General features: G+C 66.6%; 17 protein-coding genes, 1 other RNA gene and 1 pseudogene. 6 read left to right on the plus strand and 13 right to left on the minus strand.

Annotation, left to right across the window (positions count from 1 at the left end; translation table 11 throughout):
* Positions 1-4: 4 nt before the first annotated feature.
* Both P8T11_RS12535 and P8T11_RS12540 read left to right on the plus strand, forming a co-directional pair.
* The gene (locus P8T11_RS12535; RefSeq protein WP_268081631.1) at positions 5-673 is read left to right on the plus strand and encodes a hypothetical protein; all 669 of its coding nucleotides are present in this window, start codon (positions 5-7) and stop codon (positions 671-673) included.
* Positions 670-1245 carry a biliverdin-producing heme oxygenase gene (locus P8T11_RS12540; protein ID WP_268081630.1) on the plus strand — a complete coding sequence of 192 codons (576 nt, stop codon included), beginning with the start codon at positions 670-672 and terminating at the stop codon, positions 1243-1245. The genes P8T11_RS12535 and P8T11_RS12540 overlap by 4 nt, the downstream gene beginning before the upstream one ends.
* Before the next feature lie 29 nt (positions 1246-1274).
* On the opposite strand, the gene P8T11_RS12545 is transcribed toward P8T11_RS12540, so the two are convergent.
* The 12 genes and pseudogenes from P8T11_RS12545 to P8T11_RS12600 form a co-directional block, all read right to left on the minus strand.
* A complete protein-coding gene (locus tag P8T11_RS12545; RefSeq protein WP_268081629.1) occupies positions 1275-2069 on the minus strand; it encodes an ABC transporter permease in 795 nt (264 codons plus the stop codon).
* Between the two features lie 3 nt (positions 2070-2072).
* Complete coding sequence (locus P8T11_RS12550; RefSeq protein WP_268081628.1) at positions 2073-2882, minus strand: ABC transporter ATP-binding protein; 810 nt, start codon at positions 2880-2882, stop codon at positions 2073-2075.
* Positions 2875-3915: an ABC transporter substrate-binding protein gene (locus P8T11_RS12555; protein WP_268081627.1), complete on the minus strand. Its 1041-nt coding sequence runs from the start codon at positions 3913-3915 to the stop codon at positions 2875-2877. Before P8T11_RS12555 ends, P8T11_RS12550 begins: the two co-directional genes overlap by 8 nt.
* 12 nt (positions 3916-3927) lie before the next feature.
* Positions 3928-5187, minus strand: a complete 1260-nt coding sequence (locus tag P8T11_RS12560) for a CaiB/BaiF CoA transferase family protein (RefSeq protein ID WP_127185461.1) — start codon at positions 5185-5187, stop codon at positions 3928-3930.
* Between the two features lie 72 nt (positions 5188-5259).
* Entirely contained in the window at positions 5260-5868 is a 609-nt protein-coding gene (gene recR / locus P8T11_RS12565) for a recombination mediator RecR (protein WP_050449018.1), read from the minus strand.
* Between the two features lie 22 nt (positions 5869-5890).
* Positions 5891-6216 (minus strand): annotated as a pseudogene (locus tag P8T11_RS12570) (YbaB/EbfC family nucleoid-associated protein).
* A gap of 44 nt (positions 6217-6260) precedes the next feature.
* On the minus strand, positions 6261-8708 hold the full coding sequence (gene dnaX / locus P8T11_RS12575; RefSeq protein WP_268081626.1) for a DNA polymerase III subunit gamma/tau: 2448 nt from the start codon (positions 8706-8708) through the stop codon (positions 6261-6263).
* Between the two features lie 151 nt (positions 8709-8859).
* Positions 8860-8957: signal recognition particle sRNA small type (gene ffs / locus P8T11_RS12580), an RNA gene on the minus strand.
* Between the two features lie 336 nt (positions 8958-9293).
* On the minus strand, positions 9294-12755 hold the full coding sequence (locus P8T11_RS12585; RefSeq protein WP_268081625.1) for a UvrD-helicase domain-containing protein: 3462 nt from the start codon (positions 12753-12755) through the stop codon (positions 9294-9296).
* A 3-nt stretch (positions 12756-12758) separates the two neighbouring features.
* Complete coding sequence (locus P8T11_RS12590) at positions 12759-15437, minus strand: PD-(D/E)XK nuclease family protein (protein WP_268081624.1); 2679 nt, start codon at positions 15435-15437, stop codon at positions 12759-12761.
* Positions 15438-15458: 21 nt separating this feature from the next.
* Complete coding sequence (locus P8T11_RS12595; protein WP_268081623.1) at positions 15459-15617, minus strand: hypothetical protein; 159 nt, start codon at positions 15615-15617, stop codon at positions 15459-15461.
* A gap of 18 nt (positions 15618-15635) precedes the next feature.
* Positions 15636-16847 carry an MFS transporter gene (locus tag P8T11_RS12600; protein WP_268081622.1) on the minus strand — a complete coding sequence of 404 codons (1212 nt, stop codon included), beginning with the start codon at positions 16845-16847 and terminating at the stop codon, positions 15636-15638.
* A gap of 356 nt (positions 16848-17203) precedes the next feature.
* Between P8T11_RS12600 and P8T11_RS12605 the strand changes: the two genes are divergently transcribed.
* From P8T11_RS12605 to P8T11_RS12620, 4 genes are read left to right on the plus strand one after another with little or no spacing between them, the layout of a single operon-like run.
* Entirely contained in the window at positions 17204-17482 is a 279-nt protein-coding gene (locus tag P8T11_RS12605; protein ID WP_268081621.1) for a DUF485 domain-containing protein, read from the plus strand.
* Positions 17479-19155, plus strand: a complete 1677-nt coding sequence (actP, locus tag P8T11_RS12610) for a cation/acetate symporter ActP (protein WP_268081620.1) — start codon at positions 17479-17481, stop codon at positions 19153-19155. Before P8T11_RS12605 ends, actP begins: the two co-directional genes overlap by 4 nt.
* Positions 19156-19186: 31 nt before the next feature.
* Positions 19187-21142, plus strand: coding sequence for an acetate--CoA ligase (gene acs, locus P8T11_RS12615; protein WP_268081619.1), 1956 nt, complete (start codon positions 19187-19189; stop codon positions 21140-21142).
* Between the two features lie 7 nt (positions 21143-21149).
* The gene (locus tag P8T11_RS12620; RefSeq protein WP_268081618.1) at positions 21150-21839 is read left to right on the plus strand and encodes a response regulator transcription factor; all 690 of its coding nucleotides are present in this window, start codon (positions 21150-21152) and stop codon (positions 21837-21839) included.
* Here P8T11_RS12620 and P8T11_RS12625 read toward each other — a convergent pair.
* Complete coding sequence (locus P8T11_RS12625) at positions 21816-23573, minus strand: PAS-domain containing protein (RefSeq protein ID WP_268081617.1); 1758 nt, start codon at positions 23571-23573, stop codon at positions 21816-21818. The genes P8T11_RS12620 and P8T11_RS12625 overlap by 24 nt on opposite strands.
* Positions 23574-23579 lie beyond the last annotated feature (6 nt).

A 23579-nucleotide genomic window follows, 5' to 3' on the forward strand; every position in this document is an offset into this window, starting at 1 on the left:
CCCCATGTCGATCGACACCCCCCTGAACGCCCTTGCCGCGCAAGGCGTGCGGTTCAAAGTGCTGGCGCAGGTATTTCCGGTGCTGCGCCACGAAGTCGTGGGCCCGCTGTCCAACGCCACGCTGGCCGCCGCAATGCTGCGCCAGACGCCGGATGGCGCCGATGCCGACGCCTTGCAGCAGCGCTGCCAGCGCCTGGCGGGCGACCTGACCGGCATGCTGGAAGACAGCGTCACCATCGTGCGCGAACTGGACCAATGGCTCTTGGACAGCGACGCCACCATTGCTACCGAAGCGCTGCTGCGCGAGTGCCGCAAGCTGATGTTTTCGCATTTGCTGCTATCGCGGCACAACATCACCTGGCCCGAAGCCGTGGCCGATATCCAGGTGCCGCAGTTCACCTCGCGGTATCTGTTGCTGGCCTGGCTGCTGAGCCTCTTGTCCGTCCTTCCGCCAGACGCCACATTGACGCTGGACTGCTCGCAGCCCGATGCCTGGCACGTGCATTTTCCGGAAAGCCTGGCGTCGGCCGTGACACCAGAGGCACCGGCCTTTGCCCCCGAGGAAGTGGAACTGCTTGCCGCGGTATCCGGCTGGCACCTGGAGCGCCAGGCGCAGTGCTGGTCGCTGTACCTGCCGGTTGCCGCCCCGGAACAATCAACAAGCGCGCCATGATTTCTCCCGTTCACCAAGTGCTTCGAGACGGCACACGCGACAGGCACGAAGCGCTGGACCAGGGTTTGGCCCTGACCAGCGGCGACATGGACCGCGCCGGGTATTTGAACTATCTGCGCGCATTGCTGGGCTGGCTGGAACCTTTGGAACAGCGCCTGTGGCAACTGGACTGGCCCGACAGCCTGCAAGCATCGGCACGCGCTGGAAAAAGTGATTGGATCCGCGCCGACCTGGCAGCGGCGGGTGACGCGGTACCGGTGTCGTACTGCGCCGACGCACCCCGCATCGAGGCGGCAGACGCCTATGCGTTGGGGGTCGCGTATGTAGTGGAAGGGTCGCAGTTGGGCGGACGCTTTCTGGCCAAGCACCTGGCCGATGTCACACCCGCGCTGCCGCTGCGCTATCTGCGCGGCTACGGTGAAGCGCTAGGGCCGATGTGGAAGGCGTTTCTACAGGTTCTGGACAGCGAGGCCGGCGCTCAAGGGCGCGAAGACCACGCGTTGCAAGGCGCACGCGACGCCTTCGACAGCCTCACGGCCTGGCTGCACAGCCGGCACGCGCTGCGAACCTGAAAGGCTCGCGGCGCGGCCGCGCCGGCTGATTACAGCTTTTCAGTTTCGCCCGATTTGGGCTGCCACTTCATCAAGCGCTTTTCACCGATGCCGACGATATAGTCCAGCACCAGCGCAAACGCGGTCAGCACCACGATGCCCGCGAACACGGTGTTCACGTCGAACGTGCCTTCCGCTTGCAGGATCAGGTAGCCCACGCCCCTTGCCGAGCCCAGGTATTCCCCCACCACCGCGCCCACGAAGGCCAGGCCCACGGACGTATGCAGGCTGGAAAATACCCAGCTGGTGGCCGACGGCAGGTAGACGTGGCGCAGCAACTGGCGCTTGCGCGCGCCCAGCATGCGGGCATTGTCGAGCAAGGTTGGGCTGACTTCGCGCACGCCCTGGTAGACGTTGAAGAACACGATGAAGAACACCAGCGTGACCGCCAGCGCCACCTTCGACCAGATACCCAAGCCGAACCACATCCCGAAGATGGGCGCCAGAATGACGCGCGGCATCGAGTTGGCGGCCTTGATGTAGGGATCAAGGATCGCGCTTGCGCGGGGCGACAAGCCCAGCCACAGGCCAAAGACCAAACCAGCGATGGTGCCGATGAAAAAGGCCAGCACGGTTTCCGTCAGGGTGACCCACAGGTGCGCGTAGATGTCGGCGTTGGTGACGAACCAGGCCCAGATGCGGCCCCAGACCTTCAACGGCTCACCAAAGAAGAACGCCACCTGGGAATCGCGCGACGCGAATTGCCAGACGCCCAGGATGACAACCAGCAGCAACAGTTGCCAGAAGCGCAAGCTGGCCTTACCAGATTTTAATAACTTCGACATACCTCAGGCTCGCTTCTGTTGGGCATAGCCCTTGAGCACTTCTTCGCGCAGCACCGCCCAGATGGCCGAGTGCAGTTCGACAAAGCGCGGGTGGACGCGTACCTCGGCCACGTCACGGGGACGCGGCAGGTCAATGACGAATTCCCCGATAGGGTGCGTGCCCGGGCCGGCGGACAACACGATCACGCGGTCGCTCATCGCAATGGCTTCGTCCAGGTCATGCGTGATGAACAGCACGGCCTTGCGCTTGGCCATCCAGAGGTCCAGGACTTCGTTTTCCATCAGCTGGCGCGTCTGGATGTCCAGGGCGGAGAACGGTTCGTCCATCAGGATGATGTCGGGGTCGCGGATCAGCGTCTGGGCCAGCATGGCGCGCTTGCGCATGCCGCCTGACATCTGATGCGGATAGCGGGCTTCAAAGCCGCCCAGCCCCACCCGGCGCATCCACTCGCGACCGCGCTCCAGCCCTTCGGCACGCGGCACGCCGGCGAAGTCCAGGCCGGCCACCACGTTGTCCAGCGCGCTGCGCCAGGGCAACAGCGCTTCGCCCTGGAACATGTAGCCCGCGCGTGCGTTGATGCCGGACAAGGGTTGCCCGAAGACCTTCACCTGCCCGCTCGACGGCGCCAGCAAGCCGGCGCCGACGTTGAGCAGGGTGGACTTGCCGCAGCCGGTCGGGCCCACTACCGACACGAACTCGCCCGGCGCAATGGCCAGGCTCGTGTCACTGACGGCGGTGTAGCGCTGCGACCGGTCGTCGCGCGAAACAAAGGTGCAACTGATGTTTTCCAGCGATAGTGCGGCTTCAGCCATTGGCGTACTTCTCGTTGGCGCGGCGGGCGAAGTCGTTGGTCCAGGCTTTCGACGGATCAATCTTCGACGCGTTGAACTCTGCCTGGTACGCGGCCAGCGCCTTGAGCGCGGTAGCCGCGCCGTCCTCGGGGATCATGCCGTCGGGCGACAGGCCTTCCAGGCTGGCCGAGATGGCGGCTTTGTAGATGGCCGGGTCGCCCAGCAGGTAGGTTTCCGGCACGATCTTGGCGATTTCGTCGGGACCCGCCTTCTGAATCCACTTGTCGGCGCGCACCATCGCGTTGGCCAGCGCCTGCGTGGTATTCGGGTTGGCGTCGATGAACGCTTGTGGGGCATACAGGGAACCCGCCGGCATGTTGCCGCCGAAGATCTCCTGCGTGTCTTTAAGCGTGCGCGTGTCGACAATGATCTCGATCTCGCCCGGCATCTGCAACATCGACACCACGGGGTCGGTGTTGGAGATGGCGTCGATCTGACCGCTGCGCAACGCCGTCACGGCACCCGCGCCGGCGCCCACGCCGATGATGGACACGTCGGAGGCCTTCAAGCCATGCTTGGCCAGGAAGAAGCTGACCACCATGTTGGTGGACGAACCTGGCGCGGTCACGCCGATCTTCTTGCCCTTGAGGTCAGCGGCGCCCTTGTAGTTGGGCAGGTTTTTCTTGGACACGCCCACGCCGATCATCGGCGCGCGGCCTTGCAGCACGAAGGCGCGGTAGGCCTGACCCTTGGACTGCATCGACAGCGTGTGTTCGAAGGCGCCCGAGACGATGTCGGCGCTGCCGCCCACCACGGCTTGCAGGGCCTTGGAGCCGCCCGCGAAGTCGGCGATGCTGACGTCCAGCCCTTCGTCCTTGAAGTAGCCGCGGGCTTCCGCGATGGACAGCGGGAGGTAATAGATCAGGGGCTTGCCGCCCACGGCGATCTGAACCTTGGTCTTTTCAAGCTTCTGGGCCCGCACGATGGCGGGGGCCATGCCCATGACGCCGGCGGCGCCAGCCATCTTGAGCAAGTCACGGCGAGTAACTGACATTGGGTTGTCTCCTTAGTTGTCGGGTTTACCGATAGCGCCGGTCTTCGCCAGCTCTTCAATAGCCGCTGAATCATACCCCAGCGCTTTCAGGACTTCCTCGGTATGTTCCCCTAATTTGGGGCCTACCCAGCGCGTCTGGCCAGGGGTTTCCGACAGCTTGGGAACCACCGCCGGAAGCTTCACGGGGCTGCCATCGGCTAGCTGATGTTGTTCGATCATGCGGCGCGCCAGGAACTGTGGATCGCTGAACATATCGGCCACGCTGTAGATCTTTCCGACCGGCACATCGGCCGCTTTGAGCGTGCCCAGCGCGTCTTCGATGTTGCGCCCGTTGCACCATTGCTGGATCGCGCCGTCGATCTCTTCCACGCGGCGCGCACGGCCGTCGTTGCGCACCAGATCGGGGTCTTCGGCCAGGTCGTCGCGGCCGATGGCGCGCATCAGGCGGTGAAAGATGGCGTCGCCATTGCCCGCGATGACGATGTTCTGGCCGTCGCGGGTGGTGTAGGTGTTGGATGGCACGATGCCCGGCAGCGCGCCGCCGGTGCGCTCACGCACCACGCCGGCCACGTCGTATTCGGGCACCAGGCTTTCCATCATGTTGAAGACGGCTTCGTACAAGGCCACGTCCACCATCTGCCCCTGCCCGGCCTGGCAAGCATCGCCTGTCTTGCCGTTCCAGCGGCCGCCGGTGGCGTCGCGGTGGCGCAGCGCCATCATGGCGCCGATCACGCCATGCAGCGCGGCGATGGAGTCGCCGATGGAAATGCCGACCCGCAGCGGGGGCCGGTCGGGGTGGCCCGAGACATAGCGCAGGCCGCCCATGGATTCGCCGATGGCGCCGAAGCCGGGCTGGTCTTTCATGGGGCCCGTCTGGCCGTAGCCCGACAGCCGCACCATGATCAGCGCCGGGTTGATGGCGCGCAGTTGTTCAAAACCCAAGCCCCACTTTTCCAGCACGCCGGGCCGGTAGTTCTCGACCACGACATCGGCGTCCAGCGCCAGCTTGCGGGCAATTTCCTGGGCGCGCGGGTCTTTCAGATTGAGGGCGATGGATTGCTTGTTGCGCGCCTGTACCGTCCACCAGAGCGAATTGCCCTCGTGCAGATGCCGCCAACTGCGGATGGGGTCGCCACCGCCCGTGCCATCCGGCCCGTGCGGCGTTTCCACCTTGATGACGTCGGCGCCGAATTCGCCGAAGATGCGCGCGGCAAAGGGGCCGGCGATTAGCGTGCCGAGTTCCAGGACTTTCAGTCCGGTCAGCGCTGACATGGTTTGTCTTCCTCACGTTTCTTGCCGCGCCGGTACGTTGCCGGGGGCTGTTTTAACGTTGCGAGCCTTGGGTCAGGTGGTCTTGCGCTCCATCAGCGCCCAGGCGATGGTGCCGGCGTCCACGTATTCAAGTTCACTGCCCGCCGGTACGCCACGCGCCAGGCGTGTGACGCGCAGGCCGCGTTCACCCAGCGCTTCGCCCAGGAAGTGGGCCGTGGTTTCGCCTTCGGCAGTGAAGTTGGTGGCCAGGATGACCTCCTGCACCACCCCGTCGGTGGCGCGCTTGATGACGCGGTCGAAATCAAGTTCGCGCGGGCCGATGCCCTCAAGCGGCGCCACCCGGCCCATCAGCACGTAGTACAGGCCACGGTAGCCGTGGCTGGACTCGATCATGTTCTGGTCGGCTGGCGTTTCCACGATGCACAAGAGCGACGGATCGCGCTTGGGGTTGGCGCAAGTGCCGCAGACCTCGTCTTCGGAAAAGCTGTTGCAACGGGCGCAATGCTTCAGGTCCCGCACCGCGCCGGCCAAGGCCCGCCCCAGCATGTCCGCGCCTTGCGGGTCATGCTGCAACAGGTGATAAGCCATGCGCCGGGCTGATCGGACGCCCACGCCGGGCAGGCGCCGCAGCGCCTCGATCAGGGACACCAGCGGTTCAGGTTCAGGCAGTAAGGGATCCATTGCAGCCCAGGGCAGCCTTTGATCAGAACGGCAGCTTCATGCCCGGGGCAGGGGCATGCCGGCGGTGACGCCCGCCATCTTTTCCTGCGACGTGGTTTCGGCCTTGCGCAGCGCGTCGTTGAACGCGGCGGCAACCAGGTCTTCCAGCATGTCCTTGTCGTCGCCCAGCAGCGACGGGTCGATCACGACGCGCTTGACGTCGTGGCGGCAGGTCATGGTGACCTTGACCAGGCCGCCGCCCGAGGCGCCTTCGACCAGGATCTCGGCCAGCGCGTCTTGCGCCTTCTTCATGTTTTCCTGCATCTGCTGCGCCTGGCGCATCAGGCCGGCCAGTTGTCCTTTCATCATGATGGATGTTCCTTGAACGAGGGGAATAAGAGATGGCCGCCGCGTCAGGCAGCGGCCGGGGGATCAACGTGGCGGATGGAGTCGGGGACGACATGGCCCCCGAAATCGGCCAACAACGCTTGCACGAAGGGATCGACGGCCACCGCATCTTCGGCGGCCTGCTGACGCGCGGCGCGTTCGGCTTTGGCGACCGCGTGCGCGGTGTCGTCGCCGGTAATGCCGACTTGCACGTCCAACCGGATGCCCTGGCCGAAATGTTCGCACAAGACGGTTTGCAAACGCACCCGGCTTTCGCTTTCGGCCAGCGTCTTGACGGCCACGCGCAGCACGATGGCATCACCCTGCACGCCGGCCCATTCGCTTTGCCGCGCCAGTTCCGCCGCCAAGCCGGTGACGGGCAGGCGCGCGGCCAATTCGGGCCAGCCGGCCTGCGTCATGTCAGACATGCGCGCGCGCGAGGTGCGCTTGCGCGACGAGGCGGGGGCTTCACGGCGGGCTGCGGGTGGCGGCGCCACCGAGGGCGCGCTGGCCAGCGTTTCAAATTCGTCGTCGTCCGGGTTGGACGTGAAACCGCCCTCCGGCACAAAGCCGCCTTCGGCTTCAAACGGGATTTCTTCGTCAACCCAGGACGGCGGGCCGTCGTCGGCGGCCGGCGCGGCGGCCAACACGGCCGCAACCGCGGGCGTGACCGCCAACGCGGCGGAACCCGGGCCCTTGGCGGCAGCGTCGACGGTGGATGCGGCGGCGGCCGTAGCAGCAGCGGACTCGACGGTAGCGGCGGCAGCGGCGTCAAAGGCGGGCGCGGCGGGGGACGGCTCTGGCGTGGATTCGAGAGCAGGCGCTGGCGCCGCTTGTGCGGTCGGCGTCGCGCCCGGCAGATCTTCCCACGGCGGCACGCTGTCTGGCGCGGGCGTCGCTGCCGTTGCGGCTGTGGCCGATTGCGGCGAGGCTTGGCGCGCGGGTTCGGGAGTGTCCTGCAGAGAAGCTTGTGGCGTCGGCGCGGTGGGTGCGGAAGCCGCCTGGGCAGATTCGGGAACCGGCGTGGCGGACACGGGCGCCGCGCGGGCAGATTCGGGAACCGGCGTGGCGGGCACGGGCGCCGCCTGGGCAGGTTCGGAAACCGGCGTGGCGGACGCGACCGTTGCCTGCGGCGCGGGTTCGGTCACTACGGCTGGCGCGGGTGCCGCCGTGGGCTCGATCACCGAGGCCGCCGCGCGAGCCGCTGCGGGTTCAGCCACAGAAGCAGCAACGGGCGCATCCATCGGCGCAGCGACGGCTGCGGCGGCGGGCGCCGCAGCAGGTGCAACCCCGGCCGCCGCAACAACGGCTTCCTGCGCGGAAGCCGCAGCCGGTTCCGCCGCCTGGCGGGCCGGCGTGGCAGGCGCTTCCAATGCAGTCTGCGGACCGGCGTCGCCATTGAGCGCCAGCATGCGCAGGCAGGCCATGATGAAGCCCGCATACTCGTCCGGCGCCAGCGTCAGTTCGCCGCGGCTATGCACGGCCACTGAATAGAACAACTGGACGGCGTCGGGATGCAGGCTTTGGGCCAGCCGAGCAATGTCGGCGGCCAGCGGGTCTTCGGCAGGCGTGACGCCCGTGACGCGCTGTTCGATCGCCACGCGCGACAGCAGCACGGCCAGATCAGCCAGCGCCCCCGCGTACGACAGCCCGCGTATGGCCAGCTCATCCGCCACGGCCAACACGCTTTTGGCGTCACCCGCCGACAAGGCATCAAGCAGACGCACCAGATGACGCTGGTCGATAGTGCCGAGCATGCCGCGCACGGCGTCCTCGGTCATGTTGCCGGCGCTATAGGCAATGGCTTGGTCGGTGAGCGACAAGGCATCGCGCATCGAACCCTGTGCGGCCTGGCCGATCAGGCGCAAGGCCGGCACTTCAAAGGCGACTTCTTCGTGGCCCAGCACCGCTTGCAGATGCCCGACGATGGAGTCGGCCGGCATCTGCTTCAAATTGAACTGCAGGCAGCGCGACAGCACCGTCACCGGGATCTTTTGCGGATCGGTGGTGGCCAGGATGAATTTGACGTGGGGGGGCGGTTCTTCCAGCGTCTTCAACATGGCGTTGAAGGCGTGGCCGGTCAGCATGTGCACTTCGTCGATCATGTAGACCTTGAAGCGCCCCGCGCCCGGCGAGTACACCGCCTGTTCGAGCAACTGCGTCATTTCCTCGACGCCGCGGTTCGAGGCCGCATCCAGCTCCAGGTAGTCAACAAAGCGCCCGGCGTCGATTTCCGTACAAGCGCGGCAGACGCCACAAGGCTTGGACGTAATGCCGGTTTCACAGTTGAGAGACTTGGCCAGGATGCGGGACAAGGTGGTCTTGCCCACGCCCCGCGTGCCGGTAAACAACCAGGCATGGTGCAGGCGTTGGGTGTCGAGCGCATGAGTCAGCGCGCGGACCACGTGATCCTGTCCCACGAGGGTATCGAACGATCTCGGCCGCCACTTGCGGGCCAGTACCAGATAAGTCATGGCTGGATTGTAGAGCCTGTTTCGCGTGCTGGCTGAAATGCAAAGGGGACGGGCTTATTCCCGTGGAACGAATCCCTGGAAAATAACCCCGTCCCCCTTGAAAGCGAAGGGCCATGAACTGAAATCATGACCCTTTGCTTTGAAGAATCCGGTTGGCGAGCCTTACTCCGGCACTGACCCTAAACGACTATGGCTGCTTCGTTCCCGACCTGACCAGGTTCACCGTCGAACCATGCGGAGGGGCCCGCCAACCGGAATTCTAGCAGAGCTGCGCTTCGCTTGCTTGCTTGCAGCCTTCCGGTTGGCGGGCCCCTGTGGGGCGGTATGTTGCCCCCTCCCCGGCCCTCCCCCCGAGGGGGAGGGGGTGATGGCTTTGCTTCGCTTGCCATTTTTGGCTCGCTTCGCTTTGCCTTGCTTGTCTCGGCTCGCTTGCTCGCGGGATGGGTGAAGCACTTGCTCGCAGGATGGGTGAAGCACTTGCTCGTAGGATGGGTGAAGCGCGGGTTGGCCGTCAGAAGAAAACACGTCGTCTACGCGCGTAACCCATCTGCCACATACATCACACCACCCTCCCCCCAACATCCCTCACCCCTGCAAATCAATCCACGCCTTCGCCCTGGGAAAGTACAACGCGGCCTTGGCCTTGCGGCCGTCCAGCGATGTGACCTGCGCGCAATACCGCAGCAACTGATCACCATGTCTTTGACGCATCCTTGCCGCAAACACCGCCGAAGGTTCCCCCGGATGGGGGCGGCCCGTTTTGTAGTCGACGATCAGCCAGCCGTCTTCGGTACTCAGCGCCAGGTCGATCACCGACACCTTACCGGCGGCGTCGATCAGCGGCCATTCGCGGCGGGCGCCGGATTGGGACAGCAGCCACAGGCCGCGCTCATCCGCCAACGTGGCTTGCAGCGTTTCCAGGACGGCCTCGGCGGCGGCGTCGGCCTGGCTGGCGGGGATGCCGGCGCGGGTCAACTGGCGGCGCATGGCGGGCAGGCGGTCGGCCAGGGCGTCGGCAGGCCATGTATGAACGCCGTCTTGGCCGATGCGGGCAAGCCAGGCGTGCGCCAGCGTGCCGATGGCGGCGTCGTAGCCGGCTTCAAGCTGCCAGGCGGGATGTTCGCTGCCATCCCCCCACGCACCGCGTTCGGCTGCGCCGAAGCCGGGGCTGATGACCACGTTGGACAGCCGCGCCAACTGCGCCAGGCCGTCGCCGGCCACGCGGCGCAGCGGCTCGCCTTGCCATTCCGGGGTGTCGCCCGCGTCGGGCTCGGCCTCGTTTTCCAGCGTGGGGGGCACCGGCGGCGTCAGGCACGGCCACAAGCGGCCCAGCAAACTGGCGGACGGCGGCGTCTTGGCTTGGCCCGTGGCCTCGTCGACCGCGACATGGCCCACCAGGTGCAGGCGTTTGCGCGCCCGTGTTGCCGCCACGTACAGCAGACGATCAATCTCGTAGGATGCGCGGCGGGCTTCGCGGGCGCCCAGGTAGCGCGAGATCGGGTCGGCCTCGACCTCGGCGCGCGGTTTGACCGGGCCGAACAGCACCCGGCCGCTGCTTTGTTCAAAACGTACCAGCGGCGCTTGATCACCCCTGGGCGCGCGGTGCAGGCCGTACAGGATGACCGTTTCAAACTGCAGGCCCTTGGACTTGTGCATGGTCATGATTTCGACCGCGCCGTCGTCCTCGTCCGCCGCATCGGGCGCGGCGAACAGGCGCGAGATGCCGGCGTCCAGCGCTGCCGGATCAATGCCGCCGTGCGGCGCCAGCCGCTCCAGCAGTTGGAACAGGCTTTCGGCATCGTTCGACACCGACATGCCCGCGTACAGCGCCGGGCCGCCCAGGCGCCGCCATAAAGACTCCACCCAGGCCGCGAACGGCATCGCGCCCGAGGCATTGCGCTTGTCCAGCAAAATGGCGGCCACCTGGCGCAGGCGTTCGAACTCGTCGGCGCTCAACACCGCTTGCGCGGCGGGCGATTCGGGCGCGGCCGGGGCCGCGTCGAACAAGGAGCCCTGCGGCTCGATGCTGGCGGCCGGGGACGTCGCAACCGGGGCTGTCGGCGGCGCAATGCGCAGCGCGCGTTCCAGCAGCACCGGCACGGGCGTGATGTGGTCGTCGCCAAACAGGCGCTGCAGGGACGTGAGCGTCAAGCCGCAGTACGGCGCGCGCAAGACCGACAGCCAAGCCAGCCGATCGGCCGGATGCGATAGCGCCCGCACCAACTGCACCAGGTCGGCCACCACCGGACGCAAGGCCAGCGGCACCAGGTCCACGGCGCGGCAGCGGATGCCCTCCTGCGCCAGTCGGCGCGTCAGGTTGCCCAGGTGGCTGCGCGCGCGCACCAGCACCGCCACCGGATGCTTGGCGCCCTTGTGGTCGATCAGCGCCTGGCGCACCAGGCCCAGCGCAATTTCCTCGGCCTGCTCTTCCGCCGGCGTGCCGCTCGCCCGCGACCAAGCCGGGTGAAAGCGCACCGCCGGGTCCGGCAGCGCCTCGTGAAATGCGGTGGACGGGCTATAGGCAATGGCGCCCGCGGCGGCGTCGCTGCGCTTGGGCAGCAGGCCCGCGAACGACTGGTTCACCCATTCCACAATGCCCGCCTGCGAGCGGAAATTGTCTGTCAGGTTCAGGAAGTCGGGCGTCAATTCGCCCACGCCGATGTCGGCCACTTCCAGGAACAGGCCCACTTCCGCCTTGCGGAAACGGTAGATGGATTGCATCGGGTCGCCCACCAGGAACAGGCTGCGGCCATCGCCCGCCTGCCAGCCCGACGTCAACGTGCGCAACAGGTCAAGCTGCGTCTGGCTGGTGTCCTGAAATTCGTCGATCAGCAGGTGGCGGATCGATGCGTCCAGTTTCAGCAACAGTTCACCGGGATCATCGGCGCTGCCCAGCGCGGCGGCCGCGCGTTGCGCGATTTCGATGAAGTCCACCTCGCCCTGATCCGCGAAGCGCAAGCGCAGTTGCGCCACGGCCAGCGCCAGCGTCATCAACTGCGCGCCCAGCACTTCCCATTGCGCGTCCGTGAAATGCGGGTTGGGGATGTCGCGCACGGCGTTCAGCCGGCGCACCCAGGCGGCCTTGTCGTCCGCCGCTTCCAGCCATGCCACAAAGGGTTCCTTGTGCGCGCACTTGGCCGGAAAGCCCAGGTTTTTGTTGACGGTCTTGCGCAGGCTGCCGCTGCCCGTCAGCAGCAGATGGGCCACGGCGCGCCACTGGTCCAGCACCTCGGCATCTGGCGGCAGCTCTTCCGTCCAGTCCAACAGCGCCAGCAGCTTGTTGTCGTCTTCGCCATCTTGCAGATGGGCCGCGGCCAAGCGAGCCGGGCCGCACAGCGCGTCGGCCCAGCCATACGGCATGGCCTCGCACAGCGCGTCCAGGTCTTCGCCGATGGCTTCGGCCAGCATGGCTTGCATGCCGGCGCGGTCGGAACCGTGGCGCAGCAGCGGCAACCATTGATCGCGCTGGCCCAGCATGTCGGCGATGGCGTCCTTGGCCGCCTGCACGTCCACGTCCAGATGCTGCAGCAGAATGCGCACGGCGTCGTAGTCGTCGGCCAGATCCAGCGTGGCGCGGGCCGCCGCTTCGTAATGGGCGCGCGCGTCGTCGGTGATGTCGGGCATGCCGCCCAGTTCAGACAACCACGGCATGCTGCGCACCAGCCCCGCGCAGAACGAATCGATGGTGCGGATTGCCAAGCGTGCCGGGTGGTCCAGCAAATGCCAGCCTTGCTCGGCGTTGCGGGCCAGCGCGGCGCGCGCCAGTTCCCAACTGCGGCGTTCGTGCATGGCCTCGGGCGGCCCGTCCAGCCCGCGCCGCAGCTTGCTGAGCACGCGGGCATGCATTTCGGACGCGGCCTTGCGCGTGAACGTGATGGCCACGATTTCCTCGGGCCGGTTCACCGTGGCCAGCAGGGCCAGGATGCGGTCGGTCAGCAGCTCGGTCTTGCCGGAGCCGGCCGGGGCTTGCACCAGAAATGAGCGGGTGGGGTCCAGCGCGTCGGTGCGCGCGGCGTGGTCCTGTGGCAGGCGTTCGGTGTCGGCCATGGCTCAGGCGTCCTCGTCGTCAAGATGCAGACGCAGGAACGGCAATGCATCGCAGTATTTCAGGTCGTCACGGCGGTAGGCCACATTGCTGGCCACGCCCGCCACGTATTCATCGGCCAGCGCCTCGATGGCCACGCGCCAACGCTGCCGGATTTCCGGCCAGGTCAGGCCGTCGAAGAACTTGCTGTCGCTGGCCAAGGTGACGCCGGGCACGCCCAGGTCTTCGTCGGCCAGGCCTTGCGCGGCCACCTGGCGCGCGTGGATCTGCGCCAGCACCAGGCCCGCGACCTCGCCGCCCGCCGCATCGGCCAGCACCGACGCATAAAACGGCAACTGCACGTTCACGGGACGGCTGCGCGACCAATCGGGTTCGGGCTTGGCGGCGGCCACGCCGGTCTTGTAGTCGACGATGACGTTGCGGCCATCGGCCAGGCTATCAATGCGGTCCAGCCGCAGCTTCAGGTTCAACGCGCCGCGCTGCCACTGGTGGCTCTTTTCAACCTGGGCCACCGCGAACGGCAGGCGCTGGGCCTCCATATGGAGCCACGACGCCAGCACGGTCTGCGCGCGCTGGCATTCCAGCGTCTTCAACGCGGGCGCATAGTCCTTGAGTTCTTCATCGGCGGCCTGGGCCACGGCTTGTTCCACCAAGGCGGCCAGCCGCTGGGTGGCAATGACGTCGTGCAGCGTGTCCTGGTCGGGCATCATGCCCCACACCAATTCCAGCGCCTTGTGCAGGAACTGACCGCGCACGTTCACGGTGGCGCTATCGGCATAAGGCGCAAGCTCGCGCCCACCCAGGCGATGCCGCACGAACGCCCAAAGCGGATTGCGCGCCTGCGTGTCCAGCACGTCCAGCCCGCCGCCGCCGCGGTTGCCCGCCGCCAAGGGCGGGCCCCGACTGTCATCCAGCGATTCCTGCGGCAGCGCCGCCGTGGTTTCGGCGGGGGGCGGCGTCCAATCGGTCAAGGCGGCGCCGGCGATAAGCGGCGATGGCCGCAGCTCGCGTTCGCCGTCCATATGGGCATGGCTGACGATGATGTCGGGCGCGCAGCGGCACAGCGCGGCATACATGCCTTCGGCCCATTCACGTTCGCGCTCCGGCGTGGCGCGCGGGGCCTTGGCCTGGCGCAGCACGGCCAAGGGCAACAGGGGGTTGGGCTTGGGCGACGCGGGCAGCACGTCGTCGGTCAGCCCCAGCATCCACACGCCGTCCCAGTAGCCGCCTTCGGCTTCCAGCAGGCCCAGCACATCCAGCCGCGCCGTGGGATCGCGCTGCGGCTGGAACGACGCCGACCGCGCCACGCTTTGCAGCAGGTTGACCGCCGCCACGCCGCCCAGCCTGCCGGCAGCCGGCGCCAGCGCCGAAAAGCTGCCCAGCGCATCGCCCAATGCGCCCATGACCTGATACGCCACGCTGTCCAGCGCGCCTTCGCCCGGAAAGCCCAGCGCCGTCAGCGCCGCCTTCATGCGCAGCATCCAGACGTCGCACGTGGCCTGGCGGCCGCCCTGGGTCCAGATGTCCAAGGCCTGGTTCCAGGCCTGCGCCAAGGCGGGCGTGTCGGCCAGCAGCTTCTTCCAATCGTTCGGGCTGACGCGCTGCACCGCCTGACGGCGCCAACGCGCGTCGATGGCGGCCAGACGGGCGCGGTCGCGCACGTCGCCCGCGCAATGCCCGGCCAGCAGCGCCGCGCCCAGCACGTCCACGCCGCAGCCCTTGCCGCCCGCGCATTCGGCCAATGCACGCAGCCACGCCAGCGCGGCGCGCGCCATCGGCCAGTCATTCAGCGGCCGGCCCACGGCCACGTTGAAGGCATGGGCAGGGGCGCCATCGCGGCCGGCCAAAGCCTGGCTCAAGACACGCCGCGCAAACGGCGACTCGGCTTCCAGTTGCGGGGACACGATGGCAAACCGCCCCTGCGGATGCGCCCGCAACTGGCTGGCGGCCCAAGCCGCCGCCGCGCGCCATTCCGCGCCCTGGTCGGCGGCTTCAAAGCGGCGGGCCACCGTTTCAATGCGCTGCTCGTCGCGCCATTGCGCAACCCGGCAACCCAGGTCTTCAAAGGCGCGCAGCAGACGGCGAAAACGGGGTGATACGTCGGTGAAGCCGGCCAGCACCAATTGCCCGGGGGTGCGCAAGCGGCCTTCTTCCAAGGCGCGCAGCACGCGCGCATAACCTTGGTTGGCGTCCTCGGCGTCGATACCCGCCAGCGTTTGCCGGTAGCGCACACGCCACTTGGCAAAGCCGCGGTATTCGTCGGTGTCGGCGCCGGAGGGCACGTGCAAGTCCCATTCGTCCATCAACAGGTCGGCGTCCATGGACAGCTTGGCCGCCTGGCTGGCATCCAGCAAGACGCGCTCGGCCTCTTCGGCGCGGATGGCCTCGGTCCAGACCAATTGCGTGGCGAAGCTGTCCAGCCGGTAGGCGGGCACGTCGTCGTCGGCTTCAAACGCCAGTTCGTTGGCGGATTCGGCAAGCCAGGCGGACAAGGGCAGGATGCGCGGCAGCTCGCTGACCTGGCGTTCCTGGCGCAACAGGCCGGCCAGTTCCAGCGTCAGCCGGCGTGACAGGCGGTTGTTCACCGTCAGCACCAGCGTGTCGGCGGCGGCCAGGGCGCCGATGTCCGGCAGGGAAAGCAAGATTGGGGAAAGCAAGGGAGGGGAAAGCGGCGCGTCCTGCATGGGCATCCGAAAAAGAAGCGGCTAGAAGCCGCACAGGGCGGCCAGGTTTTCCCAATGAAGCTGCATGTCGGGCGTGGTGTAGCCCCAGAACGCCAGGCCCAGCACCGCCGCCAGCGCCAGCACGCCCACGGCGCGCCAGCCTCGATGGCGGCGGACGGCGGGGGTATTGGCGTGCGGCATGGTCAGGGATTCCAGTTATCAAGTCGCCACGGGTCGGGGTTCGGCGACATTCACCGGCTGCTCGCGCACCGGCAGGCACAGCAGCGCGGCAATGAGGGCAAGCGCCAGGCCCAGCCACCAGACCATATCGTAATTGCCGGTCTTGGCGTAAGCATACCCGCCCAGCCAGACGCCGATGAAGCTGCCCAACTGGTGCCCCAAAAAGACGATGCCCGACAGCGTGGCAGCGTAGCGCAGGCCGTAGATCTGCCCGATCAGCCCTTGGGTAAGCGGCACGGTGCCCAGCCAGAACAAACCCATCCATGCCGCGAACACATACAGCACCCAGGCCGACAGCGGCACCGCCAGCAACAGCACGATGCCGAAGGCGCGCATGAAATACACCAGCGCCAACAGGCGCTTCTTGCTGTATTTGCCGCCCAGCTTGCCGGCATAGAAAGAGCCCACCACATTGAACAGGCCGATCAGCGCCACCGCGGTCGCGCCCTGCCCGGCCGTCAAGCCGCCGTCGGTGACGTACGCGGGCAAGTGCAGCGTGATGAAGGCCGTGTGAAAGCCACAGACGAAGTAGCTCAGGAACAGGAAGTGGAACGACGGATGGCGCACCGCCTGGCGCACGGCGGCGGCCAGCGATTGCTGCGGACCCGACTGCGCTTGCGGGCGGCCGCGCAGGAAGTAAGCCAGCGGCGCGGCGCAGGCCACGAACAGCGACAGCACCCACAAGGCGCCCGGCCAGTCCATGCCGGTGATCAGTGCCTGCCCGGTCGGCACCACCGCGAACTGGCCCAAGGAGCCGCCCGCGCTGGCGATGCCCATGGCCGTGCTGCGGTAGGCGGGCGGCACCGCCCGCGCCACCACCGGCAGGATCACCGGGAACGTGGTGCCCGCCTGGCCCAGCCCGACCAGCACGCCCGCCGTCAGGTACAGCGTGGTTTCGTCGGTGGCGAAGCGGGTGCCGACCATGCCCAGCATGTAGAGCACCGCGCCCAGCGCGATCGTGCGGCCGGAGCCGTAGCGGTCGGCCAGCATGCCCATGAAGATACAGGCCACGCCCCAGACCAGGTTCTGCAGCGCGAACGCCATCGAGAACACGTCGCGCCCCCAGCCGTGGGCCAGGCCCATCGGCTGCATGAAGAGGCCAAAAGTGGCGCGCACGCCCATGGCAAGCAGCACCACCAAAGTACCCAGGATAAGGGTGCGCGTGGAAATCGTATCGGTTTGGCTAGACATGAAACCCGTGTCTGGTTGTTGTTTGGGTTTGCGTCCCCTCCTCGGGACTCGGCCAACATCATATACAAGTCGCCGGCCGCGCAACGGTAATAGCCCTGTTGGCGAATCGCGCATTGCGCCGCGCTGTCACTAGGGCCTACCCCCTACGACCAAGGTCGTGTGTCCGAGCCTGCGATGCGTCTCTATATTGGGCAGAGGCCCGCGAGGCATCGCCAAACGAGCCAAACCGGATGCGCTGACGGCGCCCGGCCATAACAACAAGGAGCCCTATCGTGCCCACCCCCAAACACGTGCCTTCCCCCCACGTGCCCCCCTCCCCCCAAATACCCGAACCCGAAAGCAGGGTCGCCGCCGTCATGCGGCATCCCAAATATCAGGAACTGCTGCGGCGCCGCAGCCGCGCCAGCCTATTGTTCTTTGCCATCACGGGCGTGATCTACGCCGGTTTCATCCTGACGTTGGCCTTCGACCCCGTGTTCTTCGGCAGCCCGGTGCCGGGCATGACGATGAGCATCGGCGTGTTGACGGGAACGCTGGTCGTGTTGAGCGCCGTGGTGCTGATTTCCGCTTACGTGCATATCTCAAATTCCGTGTTCGACCCGCTGCTGGCCGCCATCATCAAGGACGTGTCATGAAAAACAAGAAACTGGGCGCCGCATTGATCTTCATCCTGGGCTGCTCGCTGGCGGGCGCGGCGCGCGCCGCCACCGGCGGGCAGGCCAGCATGTCCGCCATCGTGATGTTCCTGGCGTTCATCGCCGGCACCATGGGCATCACCTACTGGGCCGCCAAGCGCACCCGCACCACGTCCGACTTCTACACCGCGGGCGGCGGGCTATCGGGCTTTCAGAACGGCCTGGCCATCGCGGGAGACTACCTGTCGGCCGCGTCGTTCCTGGGCATCGCGGGCATGGTCTACGTCAGCGGGTTCGACGGCATGATCTACGCCATCGGCTTCTTGTTCGGCTGGCCCGTGGTCATGTTCCTGATCGCCGAACGGCTGCGCAACCTGGGCCGCTACAACTTCGCCGACGTCACCTCGTTCCGGCTGTCGCAGACGCCGATGCGCGTGCTGGCGGCCAGCGCGTCCTTGCTGATCATTGCGCTGTACCTGATTGCGCAGATGGTGGGCGCGGGCAAGCTCATCGTGCTGCTCTTCGGGCTGGACTACAACGTTGCCGTGGTGATCGTCGGGTCGCTGATGATGATCTACGTGGCCTTCGGCGGCATGACCGCCACCACCTGGGTGCAGATCATCAAGGCAGTGCTGATGCTGCTGGGCGCCACGCTGATGACGGTGCTGGTGATGGCGGCGTTCAACTACAGCCCCGATGCCCTGCTGGCGGAAGCCACGCGCGTGCACCCGTCCGGCATGGAACTGCTGGCGCCGGGCGCGCAGGTCAGCAGCAACCCCTTGAACGCCTTGTCGCTGGGGATTGCGCTGGCCTTCGGCACCGCCGGGCTGCCGCACATCCTGATGCGATTCTTCACGGTGTCCAACGCCAAGGAAGCGCGCAAGTCGGTCATCTACGCCAGCTCATTCATTGGCTACTTCTACCTGCTGACCTTCATCATCGGCTTTGGCGCGGTGGCCCTGCTGGTGCGCCACCCCGAGTATTACGTGACGGGCGCGGACGGCCAGTTCGACATGCTGAAAAGCCTGATCGGCGGCACCAACATGGTGGCCGTGCACCTGGCCAATGCCGTGGGCGGCAACTTGCTGCTGGGCTTTCTGGCGGCCGTTACCTTCGCCACCATCGTCGCGGTGGTGGCGGGCCTGGCGCTGGCGGGCGCGGCGGCCATTTCGCATGACCTCTACGCCAACGTCATCGCGCGGGGCCGCGCCACCGAAGCCCAGCAGATGCGCATCTCTCGGCTTTCCACCATTGCGCTGGGCGTCATGGCCATCTTGCTGGGCATCGTGTTCGAAAACCAGAACGTGGCTTTCATGGTGGGCCTGGCGTTCGCGATTGCGGCCAGCGCCAACTTCCCGGTGCTGGTGCTGTCGATTTCCTGGCGCGGCTGCACCACGCGGGGCGCCACCATCGGCGGCTTTCTCGGGCTGGCCACCGCCACCATCTGGGTGGTGCTGAGCGACACGGTATGGGTGGATGTGTTCGGCTTTGCCACGCCCATCACGCCATTCCCCAACCCCGGCATTCTGTCCATCCCGTTGGCCTTCTTTTCGATATGGCTGTTCTCAACACTGGACAACAGCGCCCGGGCGCGGCAAGAAGCCGAGGCCTTCGACGCATTGACCGTCCGCAGCCAGACGGGCATCGGCGCCACCACCGCCGTCGCTCATTAACCCCGCCTATTCACCACGCTCAGGAGCCGTCATGGAATCCATACCCGATCGCTATCCCGTCCCCCAAGGTTTTGCCGGACCGCACACGGTAACGCAGGACCAGTACGACGCCGCATACGCGGCCTCATTGCAGGACCCCGATGCGTTCTGGGCGAATGCGGCCAAGCGCCTGCAGTGGTATCGCGAACCCACCCAGATCCGCGACGTCAATCTGTCACCCGACGACTTTCATATACGCTGGTATGCCGATGGCGAACTTAACGTCAGCGTCAATTGCCTGGATCGACACCTGGCAACGCGCGGAGACAAGACAGCGTTGATCTGGGAATCCGACGACCCCGCCATGCCGTCGCAACGCCTGAGCTACCGCGAACTGCACGCCAAGGTTTGCAAGATGGGCAACGCGTTGCGCCGACTGGGCATCGGGCGCGGCGACCGCGTCACGATCTACATGCCGATGATCGCCGACACCGTGGTGGCGCTGCTGGCCTGCGCGCGCATCGGCGCGGTGCATAACGTGGTGTTCGGCGGGTTTGCGCCGGCATCCATCGCCGACCGCGTGCGCAACTGCGGCGCTTGCGCCATCATCACCGCAGACGGCGGCCGCCGCGCGGGCCGCGGCGTTGCGCTGAAAGCCAACGTGGACGCCGCGCTGGACATGCCCGGCATGGAAGGCGTGCGCACCGTGCTGGTGGTGCCGCACACGGGCGAATCCGTCAACATGACCGCCGAACGCGACTACTGGCTGGACCGCCTGATGGAACGCGAGCCCGACGACTGCCCACCCGAACGCATGAACGCCGAAGACCCGCTGTTCATCCTTTACACCTCGGGCAGCACCGGCAAGCCCAAGGGCATGCTGCACACCACGGGCGGCTATCTCGTCTATGCCGCCTACACCCACGCCACGCTCTTTGACATTCGCGACAGCGACGTCTTCTGGTGCACGGCCGACGTGGGCTGGATCACCGGCCACAGCTACCTGGTCTATGGTCCCTTGGCCAACGGCGCCACCACCCTCATGTTCGAAGGCGTGCCCAGCTACCCCGACGCCTCGCGCTTCTGGCAGGTCATCGACAAACACGCCGTCACCATCTTCTACACGGCCCCCACCGCCATCCGTGCGCTGATGCGCGAAGGGCCCGAGCCCGTGCTGCGCACGTCGCGCAAGTCCTTGCGCCTGCTGGGGTCGGTGGGCGAACCCATCAACCCCGAAGCCTGGCGCTGGTATCACGACATCGTGGGCGCGGGCCGCTGCCCCATCGTGGACACCTGGTGGCAAACCGAGACGGGCGGCATCCTGATTTCGCCGCTGCCCGGCGCCCGGGCCTGCAAGCCGGGCGCGGCCAGCACGCCCTTCTTCGGCATCCGCCCTGAACTGGTCGATGTAAAAACCGGCGCCATCATCAACGGCCCCGGCGAAGGCAACCTGTTCATCCGCGATTCCTGGCCCGGTCAGGCGCGTTCGGTGTACGGCGACGAACAGCGCTACATCCAGGGCTGCTTCAAGGACTATCCGGGTATGTACTTCACGGGCGACAGTTGCCGCCGCGACGAAGACGGCGATTACTGGATCACCGGGCGGGTGGACGACGTGCTCAACGTCAGCGGACACCGCATCGGCACCGCCGAACTGGAAAGCGCATTGGTGTCGCATCCCAAGGTGGCCGAAGCCGCCGCCGTGGGCTTTGCGCACGACATCAAGGGCCAGGGCATCTACGTCTACGTCACGCTGAAGGCCGGCGCCAAGCAGTCCGATACGTTGCGCCAGGAATTGGTGGCGCACGTGCGCCGCGAGATCGGCCCCATCGCAACGCCCGACCACCTGCAATGGGCGCCCAGCCTGCCCAAGACGCGCTCGGGCAAGATCATGCGCCGTATCCTGCGCAAGATTGCCGACAACACGATCGACGACCTGGGCGACATCACGACGCTGGCCGATCCCACGGTGGTCCAGGCGCTGGTGCGCGAACGGCGTGTGGCATGATCGGACCATGCCTGTCCTGCTGATCGCCGACGACCACCCGCTGTTTCGCGAAGCCTTGCGAGGAGTGATCGGGCGTGTGTTCCCGGACGCCGTCATACACGAAGCCGACCAGATCGCCGTGCTCTACGATCTGGTCGAATCCTGCTCCAACGCCGACCTGCTGTTGCTGGACCTGGACATGCCCGGCTCGTTCGGCCTGGGGCCGCTTGGCCATTTGCGCAGCCATCATCCGCAACTGCCTATCGTGATCGTGTCGGCGCATGAAGACCCGCTCTTGATACGCCGCGCGCTGGATCACGGCGCGATGGGCTTCATCCCGAAATCGTCAGACGCCGATACGCTGGGCACTGCCTTGCGGCATGTGATGGACGGCGGCACCTGGTTGCCCGATACCGCCGACGCCACCATTGCAGGCTCCCGCGACGCCCTGCCGCGCGAGCCGGCCATGGCGGCCAATGTGCGTGAACTTACACCGCAGCAGTTCCGGGTATTGCAGATGGTGGGCGCGGGATTGTTGAACAAGCAGATCGCGCACGAATTGCAGGTATCGGAAGCCACCATCAAGGCCCACATGACCGCCGTGATGCGCAAGCTGCGCGTATCGAACCGCACCCAAGCCGTGCTGATCGCTGGGCGGCTGGGCCTGGGCACCTGGCGCTATGGTGCTATTGCGTCAAACCCTGGGCGTCAAACGTGATGACGCCACGCCAGGCTGCTCCGGACCCTGCTGCGCCATGCATTGACGAGCCAATCCTTCGTGCACCAATCCTTCGTGCACCAACCCTTGATCTGCCAGGGTCCGCGCGCGCAGTTTCGCCGCCAGCAAGGCCCGCAACGAGGCCGGCTTGATGGGCTTGGCCAGCACCCGGTAACCGCGCGCCCGCGCCGCCTGCGCCAAGGCGTCCGCGCCATCCGCCAACAACAACGCGCCTCGTGTGGCAGGCGAGTCGACGCGCAGCGCATCCAGGCTGTCCAGCCCGCTCATGCGGTCGCGCAGATGAAAATCGACCAATAGAACATGAGGCTGATGCCGCATCAGCGCCAGGGCGTCGTCCAGCGTGGTCGCGCACCACACACTGGCCTGCCAGCCGTCCAACAGCGCTTGCAAGCCGCCGAGCACTTGCGGATCGTTATCCAGGCACAGCACCCGCAAGCCCTGTAGCGAGGCATGCACGGGCGGCCATTGCAACCGCAACGCCGGGCCGCTCAAGCGTGTTGGCGCGGGCCTTGCGGTTGCAACGCTGGGCACGCCGACCGAAAACACGCTGCCACGGCCAAGCGCCGAACGCGCGTCCAACCCATGCCCCAGCAGCAACGCAAAGCGGCGGCATATCGACAAGCCCAGCCCAAAGCTGCGCCCTTCCCGGTTCTGTGGTTGTTCGTAGCGCTGAAACTCGTCGTAGATGCGGCGCAATTGATGCGGGGGGATGCCCGGCCCAGTGTCCCACACTTGCAGCCGCACTTGCCCACCTTGCGAACGCGCGGACAACAAAATGCGCCCGCCACCCGTGTAGCGCAGCGCATTGGCCAGAAAGTTCTGCAAGATGCGGCGCAGCAGGCGCGGGTCGCTGCGCACCAGCAGAGAAGGCTTGGCGTGCAGGCGCAACTGCAAGCCGGCCCGCAGCGCCACGTGGCCGTATTGGTCGGCCAATTGCCGCAGCATGGGTTCCACGTTGAAGTCGCTGAGTTCAGGCTTGAGCACGCCCGCGTTCAGCTGCGATACATCCAGCAGGCCGTCAAGCAGTTCTTCCGCCGCGCGCAGCGACGTGTTGATGCGGCCCGCCAGATAGCGTTGCGCCTCGGGCCGGTCTTCCTCGTTCAGCGCCGACGCAAACAGGCGCGCCGCGTTGATGGGTTGCAGCACGTCGTGGCTGACGGCGGTCAGGAATTGGGTGCGTGACCGCTGCGCCGCTTCGGCCTCTTGCGCCCGCGCGCTGACGCGCTGCTCAAGCGTGTCGTTGATATCCCGCAGCTCGCGTTCGACGCGCTTGAAGTCGGTGATGTCGCTATAGCTGGTAACGTAGCCGCCGCGCGGCAATGGCCGGCCACGCAGTTCCACGACGCACCCGGACCGCAAGGTGCGCTGCCGGTGATAGACGGCGCCGGCTTGCATCAGGGCGATGCGCTTGCCTACCACTTCGTCGATGTCCAGGCCCGGATCCGAGCCAAACTTCCCGCGATGCGCATTGAAGCGGATGAGGTCGGCCACGGGTTGGCCCACGCGCAGCAGGCCGTCGGGGTAATCGAACAGACGCTGATACTGCTGGTTCCACGCCACCAGCCGCATGCGCGCATCCACCACGCTTACGCCCTGATCCAGGCTGTCCAGCGTGGCCAGCAGGTCGGGCATGCGTAGCGGGTTGTGCCTTAGGGCGGCATACGCCAGCAGGGCGAAGGCCAACAAGGCAAGCGCAAGCCAGCCCAGCATCATGGGGGA

The organism is Achromobacter spanius (assembly GCF_029637605.1).
In the GTDB taxonomy this organism is placed as follows: domain Bacteria; phylum Pseudomonadota; class Gammaproteobacteria; order Burkholderiales; family Burkholderiaceae_B; genus Achromobacter; species Achromobacter spanius_E.

Coding starts and splice junctions, on each gene's coding strand:
- P8T11_RS12535 (WP_268081631.1), top strand. CDS start 5: ATGTCGATCGACACCCCCCTGAACGCCCTTGCCGCGCAAGGCGTGCGG.
- P8T11_RS12540 (WP_268081630.1), top strand. CDS start 670: ATGATTTCTCCCGTTCACCAAGTGCTTCGAGACGGCACACGCGACAGG.
- P8T11_RS12545 (WP_268081629.1), bottom strand. CDS start 2,069: ATGTCGAAGTTATTAAAATCTGGTAAGGCCAGCTTGCGCTTCTGGCAA.
- P8T11_RS12550 (WP_268081628.1), bottom strand. CDS start 2,882: ATGGCTGAAGCCGCACTATCGCTGGAAAACATCAGTTGCACCTTTGTT.
- P8T11_RS12555 (WP_268081627.1), bottom strand. CDS start 3,915: ATGTCAGTTACTCGCCGTGACTTGCTCAAGATGGCTGGCGCCGCCGGC.
- P8T11_RS12560 (WP_127185461.1), bottom strand. CDS start 5,187: ATGTCAGCGCTGACCGGACTGAAAGTCCTGGAACTCGGCACGCTAATC.
- recR (WP_050449018.1), bottom strand. CDS start 5,868: ATGGATCCCTTACTGCCTGAACCTGAACCGCTGGTGTCCCTGATCGAG.
- dnaX (WP_268081626.1), bottom strand. CDS start 8,708: ATGACTTATCTGGTACTGGCCCGCAAGTGGCGGCCGAGATCGTTCGAT.
- P8T11_RS12585 (WP_268081625.1), bottom strand. CDS start 12,755: ATGGCCGACACCGAACGCCTGCCACAGGACCACGCCGCGCGCACCGAC.
- P8T11_RS12590 (WP_268081624.1), bottom strand. CDS start 15,437: ATGCAGGACGCGCCGCTTTCCCCTCCCTTGCTTTCCCCAATCTTGCTT.
- P8T11_RS12595 (WP_268081623.1), bottom strand. CDS start 15,617: ATGCCGCACGCCAATACCCCCGCCGTCCGCCGCCATCGAGGCTGGCGC.
- P8T11_RS12600 (WP_268081622.1), bottom strand. CDS start 16,847: ATGTCTAGCCAAACCGATACGATTTCCACGCGCACCCTTATCCTGGGT.
- P8T11_RS12605 (WP_268081621.1), top strand. CDS start 17,204: ATGCGGCATCCCAAATATCAGGAACTGCTGCGGCGCCGCAGCCGCGCC.
- actP (WP_268081620.1), top strand. CDS start 17,479: ATGAAAAACAAGAAACTGGGCGCCGCATTGATCTTCATCCTGGGCTGC.
- acs (WP_268081619.1), top strand. CDS start 19,187: ATGGAATCCATACCCGATCGCTATCCCGTCCCCCAAGGTTTTGCCGGA.
- P8T11_RS12620 (WP_268081618.1), top strand. CDS start 21,150: ATGCCTGTCCTGCTGATCGCCGACGACCACCCGCTGTTTCGCGAAGCC.
- P8T11_RS12625 (WP_268081617.1), bottom strand. CDS start 23,573: ATGATGCTGGGCTGGCTTGCGCTTGCCTTGTTGGCCTTCGCCCTGCTG.